The 15,714-nt window shown below is 31.9% G+C and carries 13 protein-coding genes, 2 pseudogenes and 1 riboswitch; of the genes and pseudogenes, 14 read left to right on the top strand and 1 reads right to left on the bottom strand.

Annotated elements, in window-relative coordinates:
* Positions 1–272: 272 nt before the first annotated feature.
* From ACFCYN_RS07075 to ACFCYN_RS07060, 4 genes are all read left to right on the top strand, one after another.
* The gene (locus ACFCYN_RS07075) at positions 273–800 is read left to right on the top strand and encodes a YcxB family protein (protein ID WP_375948405.1); all 528 of its coding nucleotides are present in this window, start codon (positions 273–275) and stop codon (positions 798–800) included.
* A 628-nt stretch (positions 801–1,428) separates the two neighbouring features.
* On the top strand, positions 1,429–3,702 hold the full coding sequence (locus ACFCYN_RS07070) for an ATP-dependent DNA helicase (protein ID WP_375948403.1): 2,274 nt from the start codon (positions 1,429–1,431) through the stop codon (positions 3,700–3,702).
* Positions 3,703–3,782: 80 nt separating this feature from the next.
* Positions 3,783–3,886: riboswitch (SAM riboswitch) on the top strand.
* A 79-nt stretch (positions 3,887–3,965) separates the two neighbouring features.
* Positions 3,966–5,135, top strand: a complete 1,170-nt coding sequence (locus ACFCYN_RS07065) for a trans-sulfuration enzyme family protein (RefSeq protein WP_172445129.1) — start codon at positions 3,966–3,968, stop codon at positions 5,133–5,135.
* Between the two features lie 5 nt (positions 5,136–5,140).
* Positions 5,141–6,325 carry a trans-sulfuration enzyme family protein gene (locus tag ACFCYN_RS07060; protein ID WP_375948401.1) on the top strand — a complete coding sequence of 395 codons (1,185 nt, stop codon included), beginning with the start codon at positions 5,141–5,143 and terminating at the stop codon, positions 6,323–6,325.
* 454 nt (positions 6,326–6,779) lie between these two features.
* Here the strand turns inward: ACFCYN_RS07060 and ACFCYN_RS07055 are convergent, their stop codons facing one another.
* Positions 6,780–7,202 (bottom strand): hypothetical protein, encoded by a 423-nt coding sequence (locus ACFCYN_RS07055; RefSeq protein WP_172445126.1) that lies wholly within the window; start codon positions 7,200–7,202, stop codon positions 6,780–6,782.
* 360 nt (positions 7,203–7,562) lie between these two features.
* Here ACFCYN_RS07055 and ACFCYN_RS07050 point away from each other — a divergent pair, with 360 nt between their 5' ends.
* From ACFCYN_RS07050 to ACFCYN_RS07005, 10 genes and pseudogenes are all read left to right on the top strand, one after another.
* Positions 7,563–9,017, top strand: a complete 1,455-nt coding sequence (locus ACFCYN_RS07050) for an NAD(P)/FAD-dependent oxidoreductase (protein ID WP_375948399.1) — start codon at positions 7,563–7,565, stop codon at positions 9,015–9,017.
* Between the two features lie 181 nt (positions 9,018–9,198).
* A pseudogene (locus ACFCYN_RS07045) lies at positions 9,199–9,932 on the top strand (class I SAM-dependent methyltransferase).
* 24 nt (positions 9,933–9,956) lie between these two features.
* Entirely contained in the window at positions 9,957–10,493 is a 537-nt protein-coding gene (locus ACFCYN_RS07040; protein WP_375948397.1) for a sugar O-acetyltransferase, read from the top strand.
* 179 nt (positions 10,494–10,672) lie between these two features.
* Positions 10,673–11,125, top strand: coding sequence for an SRPBCC family protein (locus ACFCYN_RS07035; RefSeq protein ID WP_375948395.1), 453 nt, complete (start codon positions 10,673–10,675; stop codon positions 11,123–11,125).
* A 161-nt stretch (positions 11,126–11,286) separates the two neighbouring features.
* Positions 11,287–11,721 (top strand): hypothetical protein, encoded by a 435-nt coding sequence (locus tag ACFCYN_RS07030; RefSeq protein ID WP_172445121.1) that lies wholly within the window; start codon positions 11,287–11,289, stop codon positions 11,719–11,721.
* A gap of 458 nt (positions 11,722–12,179) precedes the next feature.
* Positions 12,180–12,602 carry a VOC family protein gene (locus ACFCYN_RS07025; protein ID WP_375948393.1) on the top strand — a complete coding sequence of 141 codons (423 nt, stop codon included), beginning with the start codon at positions 12,180–12,182 and terminating at the stop codon, positions 12,600–12,602.
* Positions 12,603–12,746: 144 nt separating this feature from the next.
* Entirely contained in the window at positions 12,747–13,187 is a 441-nt protein-coding gene (locus ACFCYN_RS07020) for an NUDIX hydrolase (protein ID WP_375948391.1), read from the top strand.
* On the top strand, positions 13,188–13,742 hold the full coding sequence (locus ACFCYN_RS07015; RefSeq protein ID WP_375948389.1) for a histidine phosphatase family protein: 555 nt from the start codon (positions 13,188–13,190) through the stop codon (positions 13,740–13,742).
* Positions 13,743–13,996: 254 nt separating this feature from the next.
* A pseudogene (locus ACFCYN_RS07010) lies at positions 13,997–14,718 on the top strand (IS1595 family transposase); the annotation flags it as partial.
* Positions 14,719–14,823: 105 nt separating this feature from the next.
* The gene (locus tag ACFCYN_RS07005; RefSeq protein WP_375948387.1) at positions 14,824–15,576 is read left to right on the top strand and encodes a hypothetical protein; all 753 of its coding nucleotides are present in this window, start codon (positions 14,824–14,826) and stop codon (positions 15,574–15,576) included.
* Positions 15,577–15,714 lie beyond the last annotated feature (138 nt).

Genomic DNA, 15,714 nt, shown 5'->3' with positions numbered 1-15,714 from the left:
AATAAGGGTAGATTCAGCTTATATAAGTTGAATCTACCTTTTTTATTATAAGTTGACGTTCATTTAGGCTTAATTACTTTAAGACAAGTTTCTTTATGAAAGTTATAATAGAACTTTTGCAATGAATTATTACGAACTCTTAATATAAGAATTAATTCTATGAATCTTGAAAAGTCATCTTAATATTTGTAGATGAAATATCTATATTTTCTGTGTTTTACTAATGTTAGAATATTAGTAATTAAATATTAATTAGAAAATGGAGGTAAAGTATGAAACTTAATTATGAAATAAATTTGGATGATTATATTGAATTTAATTTACATGAATTGAAAAACTCAAAAACTGTCCAAAAATCATTAACTAATAATCGAATTGCTGTAAGTTTAATTTATTTAGTAATTCCATTTCTAATTTCTTTTCTACTAAAGCAACCTATAATCGGTTATTTACTTGCCTTTTCGTTAGTAGCGATTGTTATTTACGTTTATTTTCCTAATTTATATTACAGATCAAGTAAAAATAAAATGATGAAACTTCTAAATAATAAAAGTAACGAATCATTATTCGGCGAGCATTCCCTTAAAGTTGATGAGAATGGCATTAAAGAAATTACACAATCAAGTGTTCACGAAATAAAGTGGGATCATATCGTTGAAGTAAAAGGAACGAAGAAATACTTTTATATTTATGTTACAAGTATGAAGGCGATTATAGTGCCGTTAGAAGCAATAAAAGATGATATGGAGAAGTTATTGCAATTTTATCGAAAATATAATATTGAAGTTTTGTATTGTTAATGATTGTTGGCTTTTTGATATTATTATTTATAAACACTAAAAGATCAAGTTATTTTCAACAATATTTTTCAATGTAAATGAAGCGATATGATGTTGATTTCCACTACAGGATGCTCGCTTTCCATGGGGCGAGACCTGAGCCTCCTCGGCTGTGCCTGTGGGGTCTCAGGCTTCCCGCATTTCCCATAGGAGTCGAGCACCCTTTCGTTCCAATCAACTTCTTCAAAATAAAAAAGCATGCATCGAAGACTCTTATAAATACCCTTAACTTAGAGAAATATAAAATTTATATACACGCTTATTTTGCTACAGTAAATCGTCTAGTTATAATCTAATAAATGAAATTGTTTACAAATTATTAGCATCCCAATAATTTATATTTAGAACAGAGCCATTTCTAAAGTTTGATAGTATTCCACAAACAAATTATCTATTAAGACAAATAAATAATATCATCAAAAGAAATTTACCATCAAATAGATCGCTTAGTAATATTTTGACTATTTTATATTTTAACAATCTGTAAGTTCAAGTTATTTACCTAACTTGAACTTTTTTATTTTAAAGTACTACTACCTAATCAAGTAATCCGAAATATGGTAAAATGAACAAAAATGGGGGTGCTCAATTGGAAAATTGTATAAAAGTTTCAGTACGTTCGCTAGTTGAGTATGCTCATACAGCGGGAAGTATTGATTTAACATATAAAAGTTCGGTTTCATTAATCGAAGGAACGAAGGCACATCAAAAAATTCAAAGTGAATACGGAGAATCTGATGTAAAAGAACGACATATTTCTGGAACTGTCCCATATAAACAATTGGAATTTCAAATTGAAGGTAGATGTGACGGATTATTATTAAATGATGATCAATACATAATAGAAGAAATTAAATCAACAATGAAGGATTTGAATGAAATAAATGAAAATTCTTATCCGGTTCATTGGGCTCAAGCAAAAGTATATGGGTATTTTATTTGTGAAGAATTGCAACTTGAACAGATCACCATCAAGCTTACTTACGTGAATATTTTAACGGAACAAAAAATGAGCTTTTATCTTTTGTTTACAAAAAATGATTTAACTAATTATCTGTATAAGATGTTAGAGAGCTATTATCCTTTTGCAAAATGGAAGTATGATCATATTGAATTACGTAATCAAACGATTAAAGATTTAAGTTTTCCATTTCCTTCATTTCGAAAAGGACAAAGGAAACTAGCTGGAGCTGTATATCAAACAATCCAAGAAAGTAATAATTTGTTTGCTATCGCTCCAACGGGAATTGGTAAAACTGTTTCAACTATTTTTCCGACTGTTAAAAGTATGGGTGAGGATCGTATAAATCGAATGTTTTACTTAACATCGAAAACGATTACTAGGACTGTTGCTGAAGAAGCGTTTAAGCGAATGACAGATCAAGGATTATGTATATCATGCACAACGATTACGGCAAAAGATAAAATTTGTTTTAAAGAAGAGACGATTTGTCAAAAAGAATATTGTGAATTTGCTAATGGATACTATGATCGGATAAATGGGGCTGTGCTTGATATTCTTTCGTCTGAAACGGCTTTTACACGAGAGAAAATTGAAGAATATGCCCGAAAACATACAGTCTGTCCATTTGAATATTCGTTAGATTTATTAAATTCTTCAGATGCCATTATTTGTGATGTTAATTATATTTTCGATCCTAGAGTATCATTAAAACGGTTATTCGATGAGCATAAACGTAGTTCGGTATTATTGATTGACGAGGCTCATAATCTTGTAGATCGTGCGAGAGAGATGTATTCTGCAAGTATTTTTAAATCTAAATTTTTAGAGTTGAAAAATAGATATAAAAGTATTAAAGATGATTTATATGAATCTGTAAATGTCATTAATAAGCGATTTATAGAATTAAGAAAAATTTGGAAGGATACTGTAGCTCCTGTATCAAAGGAATTTGATGAGGAATTAATTGAGCTTCTTCACAAATTTAATGAAATAGCAGAAATTAAATTGCAGGAATTGGACGAGGATGAAAATAAACAAATTCTACTAGATACGTATTTTGAATCACTCAACTTTGTTAAAATCGCAGAGTTTTTTGATGAACAGTATATTTGCTACTATGAGCTTTATAAAAGTGAGGTTCACGTAAAACTATTTTGCCTTGATCCATTTAAAGTAGTAAACGATGTTATAAAAAAATTTCGCTCTACTATTTATTTCTCAGCAACCTTAACGCCAGTACAATATTTTCAAGATATGCTTGGCGATCAAGATCGTGATTATACGATTACGATTGATCCGCCTTTTAGTAAAGAACAACTTCAAGTAACCATTGACTCTTTATCAACCCGATATCAAGACCGTGTAAAAAATTTAGAAAGATTAATCGATACGATTTATAAAGAAATTTCGAAAAGTAAAGGAAATTATTTAGTTTTCTATCCTTCTTATCAATATCTCATTCAAAGTATCGAATTATTTCAAACTAAGTATCCGACTATTAGAACAATTGTTCAAGAAAATGGTATGTCAGAATTTGATAGAGAAGATTTTCTATTACAATTTAATAGTCTTAATGAGAAGACTTTAGTTGGATTTGCTGTATTAGGTGGAATTTTCTCCGAGGGGATCGATTTAAAGGGCGATCGATTAAATGGTGTCGTAGTAATCGGTGTAGGATTGCCACAAATCTGTTTAGAAAGAAATATTTTAAAAGATCATTTTAATTCGGTTGGGAAAAATGGGTATTATTATGCATATGTCTTTCCCGGGATGAATAAAGTCATGCAAGCAGGTGGAAGAGTTATCCGATCAGAAACGGATAAAGGGACTTTGTTACTAATTGATGATCGATATAAGAGTGCACTTTATCAAAATTTACTACCTGCAGAATGGAAATGAAATATTAATAATTAAATAATTCGAAAAAAACAATTGATAATTATCAGAGTTTTTAATATACTAATCAATATAATTAAATAATCTTATCAAGAGCGGTGGAGGGACTGGCCCGACGAAACCCGGCAACTCTAGTGAAAACTAGAAAGTGCTAAATCCTGCAGGTATATAGCCTGGAAGATAAGAGCGATATGTTATCGAGACATAACCACTTCTTATTTTTTAGGAAGTGGTTTTTTATTTTGACTAAAATGGGGGATTTAATAATGACTAAGACAAAAGTAGCTTTAAATACGAAGGAAAAATCAATCGAAACAATTGCTGTACATGGAAGTAAAGGATATGATCCATTAACTGGTGCAATCAGTTATCCAATTTACCAATCTGCAACATTTAAGCATGCAGGGTTAAACCAATCGACTGGATATGATTATGCAAGATTACAAAACCCAACTCGTGAAGAAGTAGAAAATACTGTGGCAAAATTAGAAAACGCAAATTTTGGTGTTGCATTTGCAACTGGTAATGCAGCCGTTACAGCAGTATTAAGTTTATTTAAAAAAGGAGATCACGTGATTGTGTCAGATGATTTATACGGTGGTACATATCGTCTGTTTGAAGAAATCTATTCGCCGTATGGAATTGAGCATAATTTTATTGATACAACTGAAATTGAAGAAATTCTGGCTTCGCTTAAACCGAACACAAAAGGAATTTTTATTGAAACACCTTCAAATCCAATGATGAAAGTGACAGATTTAAAAAGAGTTGTTGAGATTGCAAAAGAACGAGATATTCTAGTGATTGTCGATAATACATTTTTAACACCTTATTTCTTCAAACCAATCGAACTAGGCGCAGATGTTGTTGTTCACAGTGGAACGAAGTATTTAGGTGGTCATAATGATACACTTGCTGGCTTTGTTGTGACAAACTCAGAATCTACGAATGAGCGTATACGCTACTATCAAAAATCAACGGGTGCAACTTTAGCTCCATTTGACTCTTGGTTAATTTTAAGAGGAATAAAAACATTGCACTTACGTATGGAATATAGTCAAAAAAATGCGATTGTACTTGCAAAGTATTTAGAAAATCATCCGAATGTTACTGAAGTGTACTATGTAGGACTACCAACACATAAAGGTTATTCAATTATTAAAGAACAAGCAACAGGATTTGGGGCAATGATTTCATTTAAAGTAAAAGATTTAAGTTTAGTTGAACAAGTTTTAGGAAGTGTAAACGTCATTACATTTGCAGAAAGTTTAGGTGGAGTTGAATCGCTAATAACGTATCCTCATACTCAAACACATTCTGAAATGCCTGAGGAATTTAAAAGAAAACTTGGTCTAGATGACCATACATTACGATTATCAGTAGGAATTGAACATATCGATGATTTATTAAATGATTTAGAAAATGCATTGGGGTGATAAAATTGAAATTTGGAACTAAATTAATTCATAATGGAAATGAAGTGGATCCGACGACAGGTGCATTAAGTATTCCTATCTATCAGACTTCAACATTTCACCAATTTGATATTGAGAATTTTGGGAAATATGACTACGCAAGAAGTGGGAACCCAACAAGAGAAGCATTAGAAAATACAATTGCAAAATTAGAAAACGGTGTGCGCGGCTTTGCGTTCTCATCAGGGATGGCTGCTATTTCATCTGTTTTATCACTGTTCTCAGCAGGAGATCATATTGTTATTTGCGAAGATGTTTACGGAGGGACTTTCAGAATAGCGACGAAAGTATTAAATCGTTTTGGTATCGAATTCACATTTGTAGACGCTTCAAATTTACAGGAGATTGAAGCAGGAATAAAGCCAAATACAAAGGGACTTTATTTAGAGACCCCATCTAACCCACTTTTGAAAATTACTGACTTAAGAGGTGCAATTAAACTTGCGAAAGAAAATGACATTCTAGTAATTGTAGATAATAGCTTTTTATCACCATATTTACAAAAACCACTAGACCTAGGTGCAGATATTGTAGTTCATAGCGCAACAAAATTTATTGCAGGCCATAGCGATGTAATCGGAGGCTTAGCAGTTGTAAATTCTGAAGAACTTGCACAAGAATTATACACAATCCAAAATTCATTCGGTGCAATTTTAGGCCCGCAAGACTGTTGGCTAACACTTAGAGGATTAAAGACACTAAAGGTTCGTATGGATGCGTATGAACAAACTGCTTCAAAATTAGCGAATTGGCTTTTAGAACAAGAAGAAGTTGAGGATGTCTATTACCCAGGATTAAAAAACCATCCTGGTCACGATATTCATTTTGAGCAGGCTTCCGGAGCAGGAGCAGTCCTTTCATTTACATTAAAAACAATTGAACAAACGACGAAATTTCTTCAAACAGTCGAAAATGTAGCAGTTGCTGTTTCGCTTGGTGGAGTAGAGACAATTGTTTCATATCCTGTTAAGATGTCTCATGCAGCAATACCTGTTGATGTACGTGAAAGATTAGGTGTTAAAGATACACTAATTCGAGTATCTGTTGGATTAGAGGATCTTGAAGACTTAATTGCAAGTTTCCGAAAAGCGTTAAATGCAGGAGCAAGAGAAAAACAAACAGTACTTGGCACGGGGAAATCTAATAATTAATTCAAAAAGCGAACACAAATTGAACAATATTGATAAAGCTGTGAACTTCGTTGATAAATGACGTTTACTCGTTGATAAATGACGTTTACTCGTTGATAAATCATTAATCTCGTTGATAAATGACGATTACTCGTTGATAAATCATTTAATCTCGTTGATAAATGACGATTACTCGTTGATAAATCATTAATCTCGTTGATAAATGACGATTACTCGTTGATAAATCATTTAATCTCGTTGATAAATCATTAAATCTCGTTGATATAATATTATTTGGACGTATATTCTTCTCGTTCCAACTAATTTTCGTTCGGTTTTTTCGACCATTGAACGGATTTCATCTAAGATGATACACAAAATCCCACAAGGTTTCTTGTGGGATTTATACATGTTTTTTTGATATTGCACTTTTTTAATTAAGAGTTAAATGCATTTTAGTTTCATATAGATGTGACTATGAAAGGAATATTTCCCCATCACCAATTTCCTCTTGAATTACTTCAGCTGCACCAATAAGTGCCAATGCGTTACCAACTATTTGAATTGAGTCAGAAAGCACAATTTTTCTTTGTAAATCAAGTAAATTTATTTTATCTGAAGTGAACAATTGCTTAGAAACGAAAAAAGCTACGGATAATTGACCAGCTGTACCAATCCACATTCCCGAAATGATATCTCTTTTCCCTTGAAAGATTGGATCTTTGTCGATTGAATATAATTTTGATAATGTAATCGTTTCATACAATTGTGCAACTGCTTTAACCCATGAGGCAGCCACAATTTGTCTTTCAAGACTTACTTGTAAACTGTCATCATCTATATTAGTTTTCTGTTCTTGGTCTTTACCTTCCTTTTCCTTGAAATTTTCTTCTAGCATCTATTCCAACTCCAATATGAAAAATCTATTATTTATATAACTATTCAAGTTCATCAAATTGTGTTTCTATCCGATTTGTTATTTTTCTATTTCAAACGTTAAACTTTACTTTAAATGAGATGAAATACTATGTTTAATATCAATTGATTTTTAAATTTGAATTGTCTAATTTTGGACAAAAAAACCAGTTGACTATTGATTCAAGATAATGAAAAGGTTTCACTTGTAATAATAAACGAATAATTTTTTATAAAAATAATGAGATTGTTCGTATTTTTACTTGAAACCCTTTCATATTGATGGTATTCTATCTTAGGTTGAATAAATGAAATAACTTAAACCTTTTGGGGGTAAATATAAATGTATGATGTAATCGTTGTTGGAGCAGGACCTGCTGGAATCTTTACTTGCTATGAATTAACTTTAAAAATGCCGAATGCTAAAGTATTACTTGTTGATAAAGGACATGATATATTCGCAAGACATTGCCCGATTTTACAAAAGAAAATTGAAAAATGTCCACCTGCTGCAGGTAAAAAAGAATTTTCAGGATGCTTACCAGCATGTTCAATTACAAATGGTTTTGGTGGTGCTGGAGCATATTCAGATGGAAAATTTAATATTACAAGTGAATTTGGTGGATGGATGACAGATTACTTATCAGACTCACATGTAGTAGAATTAATAAAATACGTTGATGAAATTAATCTACAACATGGAGCAACTGAATCGATCACTGATCCATTAACTGAAGAAGTAAGAGATATTGAACGCCGTGGTTATGCTGCGGGACTAAAATTATTACGTGCACAAGTTCGTCATTTAGGAACTGAGCAAAACTTAGAAATTCTAAAAAGTATATATGAATATTTAAAAACGAAAATTGAAATGAGATATAAAACTGAAGTAGAGGACTTATTAACTGAAAAAGTTGATGGTACTCATAGCGTTAAAGGAATTAAATTAAAAAATGGTGAAGAATTACAAGCTGAGAAAGTTGTCATTGTACCAGGTCGTGATGGCTCAAAATGGTTAACTGATGTGATGAAAAAACGTCGTTTAAAAATGTCAACGAACCAAGTAGATATTGGTGTACGTGTAGAAACTTCAAATGTTGTTATGGAAGAAATAAACAAGCACTTATACGAAGGTAAATTCGTATTTAATACTAGCGTGGGTACTAAAGTCAGAACATTCTGTAGTAATCCATCTGGACATGTAGTAGTTGAAAACCATTCTGGTATTATGACTGCTAATGGTCACGCTTATAAAGACCCTAAATTAGGAAGTCCAAACACAAACTTTGCATTATTAGTATCACATCAATTCGCAGAACCATTTGATAAACCAAATGAATATGCACATGAAGTTTCACGCCTTGCAAACATGCTTTCACATGGTGGCGTAATTGTACAAAAATACGGAGATATCATAAGAGGTCGCCGTTCAACTGAAAAACGTATTAAAGAAGGATTTTTAGAACCAACATTAAAAGAAGCAGTGCCAGGAGACTTAGGTTTAGTCTTACCATACAATACAATGAAAAGTTTAATTGAAATGGTTGAAGCATTAAATCTTGTTACACCAGGTATCGCTGCAGAACATACACTTTTCTACGGCGTAGAAGCAAAATTCTACTCAGCTCGTCCAAAATTAAATGAACACTTTGAAAGCGAAATCTCTGGATTATATCTAGGTGGTGACGGAGCTGGCGTAACTCGTGGTTTAGCTCAAGCAAGTGCATGTGGCGTTTGGATCGCTCGTGATATCATTACGAAAATTGGAAGTAAAGAGAAAGAATTAGTTACGGTTTAATACTTACTTGAAAAACCTCTAATGCATTTTGCATTAGAGGTTTTTTATTATTATAAAATATTCTCAAAGTTTAGCTTAAAAAGGAATTACTGATATACGTTAGTAGATGTATAATGAATAAAAAAACTTTAAGGTAGGTGAACTCGTGAAATCAAAAACAAAATATCAAACGTGGATCCGAATGTATAAACTGATTATATTCTTAGTAATTTCACTCGTTCTACTTTTAATAGCACTATTACCGATCAATACATACGTGCGAATCCTCTCAGGAATTTTAGCACTGCCTTTTATTTATATAACATCTATACTCTCCTATTCGATCTATCAATTTGCAGAGAACGGAGGGAACTATCAATCAAAAATACATGATTTAATTGTGTCGAAAGTAATTTGGGATGGAAATGGAAAAATTTTAGATATTGGAACGGGTAGCGGTTCTCTGATTATTAAACTCGCAAAAGCTTTTCCTAAGTCCACTTTAACTGGAATTGATTATTGGGGTGGTAATTGGGAATATTCAAAAGTACAATGCCAACAAAATGCAGAAATAGAAGGTGTCGCAAACCAAATCGATTTTCAGAAAGCAAGTGCCTCAAAGCTCCCTTTTATTGACGATGAATTCGATCTAATTGTAAGTTGTCTACATTTCATGAAGTAAAGGATCGAAGTAATAAAACGGATGTAATGAAAGAGGCATTAAGAGTATTAAAATCTGGTGGGAAATTTGTTTTCTTAGATTTATTTATGGATGAAAAAATATTTGGTAATGAAAAAGAGCTATTAAATGATTTAAAGAAACATGGTGTATCTGTATTGAACAGCAATACACTTAATAATGAGATGAAATTGCCAAAGCTTCTATTAAATAAAAAAGTATTAGGAAATGCGATGATTTTTAGTGGAAAGAAATGAATGATTAAAAAGGAGGCATATATAATGGAGAATAGAGAGAAAATTTATTATAAACGTGGAACAGAAAAATTAAAAATGAAAAATATTCGTGCCCATAAGCTTGTTCAAGAGTTTAATAGCATTAGTGTAGAATCGTTCGAAAGAAAAGAAAAAATCATAAAAGAGCTGTTTGGGACTGTAGGGGAAAATCTGAGTATTGAACATAACTTTCATTGTGATTTAGGATATAACATTCATGTAGGTGATAATTTCTATGCCGGTTTTAACTGTACAATTTTAGATATGGCAGAAGTGAGAATAGGAAAAAACTGCATGATCGGCCCGAATGTCGGAATCTATACAGCTGGCCATTCCATTGAACCAAAGGATCGTAATAAAAGTGGTTATGCGATACCGATTAGGATTGGTGATGATGTGTGGATTGGGGGAAGTTGCACTATTTTACCTGGTATCACGATTGGGGATAATTCAATCGTCGCTGCTGGTTCTGTAGTTACGAAGGATGTTCCTGCTAATACAGTAGTGGCAGGTAATCCGGCTAAATTTATAAAAAGTATATAACATTAAAAATATAATTAATCTATTTAACATTTGATTTATATGGAACTAATGGACTGTTATTGCAGTCTTTTTTTTATAACCTCTGAGTGTAGTTTAATTGAAAAGGGCTTATGTAAGAGTAGTAGAAATAAACTATTAATACAATGGAAGAAGTTCAGTCGTATATAGGAGTGTGCCTAATGCCGATCATAAAAGTATCCATGTTAATTAATGCTCCAATTGAATTATGTTTTAATTTAGCGCGAAATATTGATATTCATATGGAATCAACATCTCATACAAATGAAAAAGCAGTTAAAGGACGAATAAGTGGCTTAATTGAACTAGGAGAATCGGTTACATGGGAAGCTACTCATTTCGGCATTCGCCAACAGTTAACATCAATTATTACAGAGTTTGATCCACCAAATAGTTTTGTAGATGAAATGGTTAGTGGAGCATTTAAAAGGTTTAGGCATGAACACGTATTTGAATTAAAATATGGTGGTACCTTGATGACGGATGTATTCGAGTACACTTCACCAATGGGAGCACTAGGCAAGTTGGCGGATATACTGTTTTTAAAATCATATATGGAACGGTTATTATGGAAAAGAAATACATACATAAAAAATTATGCAGAAAAATTATAGAGTTGGTAAAAGAAGGGGAAAGCAATGTCTTTATTAAAGTGACAAACTAGAAATTCTCACTAGGACTATTTTAAAATCTTTTGAATATAATTTAGAAGATTTAAATAGAGCTGGGGGGATGTAACCTGAAAAGAATTGCATTTTGCTTCGTTTGTTTCTTTTTGTTGTTTTTATCGAGTGTATCAACATCAAATGCAGCATCTCGCTATTTAGATCAAATAGAGAAACAAAATCGTAAGGAAGTTAATTATTATGTTAAAAATTCAACTTCGATCGTCGAACAAAAGGAATTGAATGTAACGATTAAAGGCCAAACGACAGACGAGAAAGCAATGGCGATTGCTGTAAAATACAACACAGTAAGAGATGATTTCTTTAAAACTGCAAATTATAATACTTTTTTACTGGATGAAAAAACAGGTGAAATCCTGAATTCAAGTAATCTTGTCTCATCGAAATCATTTGATGAATTTACAAAAAAACATATAAATGATGGCGACAATGATTTTAGATGGAAAAATGAGTTAATTGTTTTGTTGTTAGTGTTTATTACAATCATATTCATTCCGATTTTTGCTTCTAAATTAAATGAATAATAAAAAGACTGTTTCGACAGTCTTTTTGTTTTGTAAAAAAACTATTTTCATAGAGGATAATTATAAATCAGAGTTTAATGTCAGCATCTATTTATTATGTTGTCGGATTAGTTTAAAATGAACTTGATGTACAAGTTCATTCAAATTCAATAATTAATGAAAGAAGATATGATAAATAAAGACGAAAAATTTATGGCTAAATAATGAAAGAATACCGAGTGTTTCAATAATAAAACCGATGATCCAAAAAAGTAATCCTGCTTCTAAGCTGTATGAGTCATTATTGTTGTTAAAGACCCATCCTAGAAGAGAAAATAGTATTCCGAATAAAATCATAATCAAGGCTTCAATCAACGTACATCACCAGCCCTTTACATATTTTTAATCTTGATCAGTTGTCAGATGAATAAAAATCGCTCTAGATTTTATTAATATAATTCAAGTTAGGAGTTAAGAAAATGATCCAATCAATTGTTCATATTGCTCTTGTCGTAAAAGATTATGATGAAGCAATCGAGTTTTATACAAAGAAATTACACTTTAATTTAATTGAGGATACGTATCAACCTGAACAAGATAAAAGATGGGTAGTAATTTCTCCACCTGGTTCAAATGGAACAACTATTTTACTAGCAAAAGCATCTAAAACTGAACAAGAGCCATTCATCGGCAATCAAGCTGGTGGGAGAGTTTTTCTATTTTTAGGTACAGATGATTTCCGGAGAGATTATAACGAAATGATTTCAATAGGAATTGAGTTTGTAAGAGAACCTAAGGAACAAGATTATGGTACGGTTGCTGTATTTAAAGATTTATATGGGAATTTATGGGACTTAATACAATTTAGTGAAAATCATCCATTAGTAAAAAGAATTAAATAAAATATTTGCAGGATTAATTTTTGAGTGCATATTTCTTTAAATCGGTTGGAGTTAGTTAACTCCAACTTTTTTGTTGGAATTGGAATGTTATAATAAACTGAATTACATTATTTTTAAAATTATTAAATAATTAAGGTGGAAATTATGTTCATAGTTAATGTAGAAGGTGCAATTCAAAAAAATGGAAAATGGTTAATTATCGAAAGAAGTAAAAAAGAGGAACATGCAGGAGGATTACTTTCACTTGTTGGTGGCAAAGTAGAATTGGAAGGGAATTCATCAGATATATTAGAAAGAACCATTAAACGTGAATTGATGGAGGAAGTCGGATTAGAAATTAAAGACGAAATGAAATACGTTCGAAATACTTCATTTGTAACAGATAAAGGGGAGCATGTGATCGATATAGTATTTGTTTGCGAATATGATTCGGGTGAAGCTTTTGCCAAATGTCCTGAAGAAGTCGAATCAATATTGTGGTTAACTTCAGACGAAATTTTTGCACATCCTAAAGCCCCCATATACTTAAAAGAAAGCATTAGACAGGCAGAATTGTTAATCGAAGCGGGTAGTAGGTGTAACTAAATGGAAAAAGAAATTTATATAATTAGGCACTGCGAAGCAAAAGGGCAACCTATTGGGGCTGAACTAACAGAAAGAGGAATTCAACAGGCAAAAGATTTAGCCAAATTTTTCTCAAAGATAAAGATTGATCAAATAATCTCCAGTCCTTTTTCTCGTGCAACTCAATCAATCGAACCTACAAGTAAAGAAAAGAAAATCGATATCGTAATCGATGAACGTTTATCTGAACGCAAGCTAAGTTCACGAGATTTACCAGATTGGCTAGAAAAATTAAAAACAACATTTGAAGATATGGAATTGAAGTTTGATGGAGGAGAATCAAGTCAAGAAGCTACGAATCGTGCAATAAGTGTTATTGACAAGATCATCAGTAGTGAACATCAAAGCACGATTATTGTAACGCATGGAAATTTAATGTCTTTAATTTTTAAGCATTTTAACGACGAGTTTGGGTTTGAGAATTGGAAAAGCTTAAGTAATCCTGACGTGTTTCAATTGAAGTTTAAGAATAAGGAATTTGTTTATGAACGCTTGTGGAAAGAAGATTCAAAATAAGCATTATTTTTTATTTTGCTCTGTTTAAGCTGATTGTTGATTTTTTATTTAATTAACGGTTTTTGTTAGTTCTTTATTCATAACGGCTAATATCGTATTTTTTTATTTAAATGGTGATGGACTCATAGGTAGATTAGATAAATCAACAGTACAAGGTAAAACAGGAATATCTGCAGTAATCGATAATAAAACAGAAATTGTAAATTTACCATTTTCGTTTTATGTCGCAGCATGGAACATATTAATCTAAATATTGGGCAGAGTTTATCAAACGAATGTTTGAAGGGTGTTCACTTCGAAAATGTGAACAAATATTAGAAATTAAATGGGTCACACTCTTCTATTGGCGACACAAAATTTTAAATGCACTAAAAGAAATTGAAATTGATGGATTTGATGGTATCGTCGAAATGGACGAGACCTATTTCCTTTACTCAGAAAAAGGTTGTAAACGTATATCTGGTCGTAAAGGTCGTAAACGTGGTGGAGTATCAAAGTTCCGAGGCATTAGCCGTGAGCAAGTTTGTGTATTGGTTGCTCGTGACCGAAACAAACTGTTTCTAAAGTAACTTGTATCGGACGAATTGTAAAATCTAAAGTTGAAGAAACGATTGGTCATTTATTAGACTCAGATAAGATTTTATGTACGGATGCTTGGCGAGCATATATGACCTATGCGAAAGATAAAAGGATGGAACATTATCGGATTAATACATCTAAAACAGGTCATGTTATCAAGGGGATTTATCATATTCAAAACGTTAATGGTTACCATGCGAGATTGAGTCATTGAATTGACCGATTTAAAGGTGTAGCGACAAAATATCTTGATAATTATTTGGCATGGTTTCAATTTCTCGATATGATGGGATTTGACGCATCAGCATCTAATATTAAAGAAGTTTTTGTTAGTACCAGTCTTTGTGAACACTATTCAACAAACCAACAAATTCGCCAATCAAAGTTAATCTTCTAAATTTAATTTGAATTTATTCAATATAATGACAGTATAGTTGTACAAGGATTTCGGTAATTCCTGTCGAATTATATCTGATAAAATAATTATTTTCAGGAGAAAAAAATGCCAAAATTAACGTTTCTTACAATAACAGGCTGTCTCTTATTTTTACTGTCGGTCGTACCAATATTCAATGAAATTCGAGAAGTTTCAATTGGCAATGAGATGACAAAACGATATGAATTAGATAGTTTATTTCCAAGTGATGAAAATGGGCAATTGATAAATCCTACTATTCATTACGGGAAAAATACCATTGCATTTAAGGAAGAGAAAATGGGGAAAACGGTTAAATTATCTGATTACGAAAACGTCAACCATGAAATTAAGAAAAAAGAACTGGTCAAAATGCATATCTTTGTCAATCAAAAGGAAATTTCAAAGCCAAATATAATCAATGCCTACACTTATTTCCAACAAAATGTAGATGCAGTAAGATACAAAAAATGGCTTGGAGTTGTCACTGTAAAAGACCATAAAACTAAAACGGAAAAAATCAAAATTGTGCAAAGGTTATCAGATGATGATGCCACGAATCGTCGAAACAAATGGAAAATCATTACCGTCAGCAAAGATGGGAAGATTAATGAAGAAATTTTAGAATATAAACACCGAGGTCATTCACCACTGGGCGTTGAGGTCGTCAACTTCTCTGGAACGGCTTTATCTGGAATGGGTTATCATTCGAATATTATGCAAGGTTTTCCATCCATTATGTTCCCGTTCATTTATCCATATGGAACACTTTTATACTCTATTGTTGTACTTTGTGTCGTGTTGTTTATGCGACGTAAAAGTAAACATCTACAAATGTAACGAATGTTTTATTTCATTAAAGGAGTAAAAAGACTGTTAACTTTGGTCTTAACCCTGTCAAGTAGACACACATAAAAAAGACTTTCTAAGCAGCCGTTGTTAACCTGTATTTTACAGGGGAACAACGGTTTAATCGTT

Source organism: Gottfriedia sp. NPDC056225, from assembly GCF_042267765.1.
Taxonomy (GTDB): domain Bacteria; phylum Bacillota; class Bacilli; order Bacillales; family Bacillaceae_G; genus Gottfriedia.
Note: the sequence above shows the minus strand (reverse complement) of the source record. Positions and strands in the feature narration are given on the sequence as shown.

Bases quoted from the DNA above. Each gene is read 5' to 3' on its own strand.
- ACFCYN_RS07035 (WP_375948395.1), top strand. From the start codon at position 10,673: ATGCCGATCATAAAAGTATCCATGTTAATTAATGCTCCAATTGAATTA.
- ACFCYN_RS07025 (WP_375948393.1), top strand. From the start codon at position 12,180: ATGATCCAATCAATTGTTCATATTGCTCTTGTCGTAAAAGATTATGAT.
- ACFCYN_RS07020 (WP_375948391.1), top strand. From the start codon at position 12,747: ATGTTCATAGTTAATGTAGAAGGTGCAATTCAAAAAAATGGAAAATGG.
- ACFCYN_RS07005 (WP_375948387.1), top strand. From the start codon at position 14,824: ATGCCAAAATTAACGTTTCTTACAATAACAGGCTGTCTCTTATTTTTA.
- ACFCYN_RS07075 (WP_375948405.1), top strand. From the start codon at position 273: ATGAAACTTAATTATGAAATAAATTTGGATGATTATATTGAATTTAAT.
- ACFCYN_RS07050 (WP_375948399.1), top strand. From the start codon at position 7,563: ATGTATGATGTAATCGTTGTTGGAGCAGGACCTGCTGGAATCTTTACT.
- ACFCYN_RS07055 (WP_172445126.1), bottom strand. From the start codon at position 7,202: ATGCTAGAAGAAAATTTCAAGGAAAAGGAAGGTAAAGACCAAGAACAG.
- ACFCYN_RS07015 (WP_375948389.1), top strand. From the start codon at position 13,188: ATGGAAAAAGAAATTTATATAATTAGGCACTGCGAAGCAAAAGGGCAA.
- ACFCYN_RS07040 (WP_375948397.1), top strand. From the start codon at position 9,957: ATGGAGAATAGAGAGAAAATTTATTATAAACGTGGAACAGAAAAATTA.
- ACFCYN_RS07065 (WP_172445129.1), top strand. From the start codon at position 3,966: ATGACTAAGACAAAAGTAGCTTTAAATACGAAGGAAAAATCAATCGAA.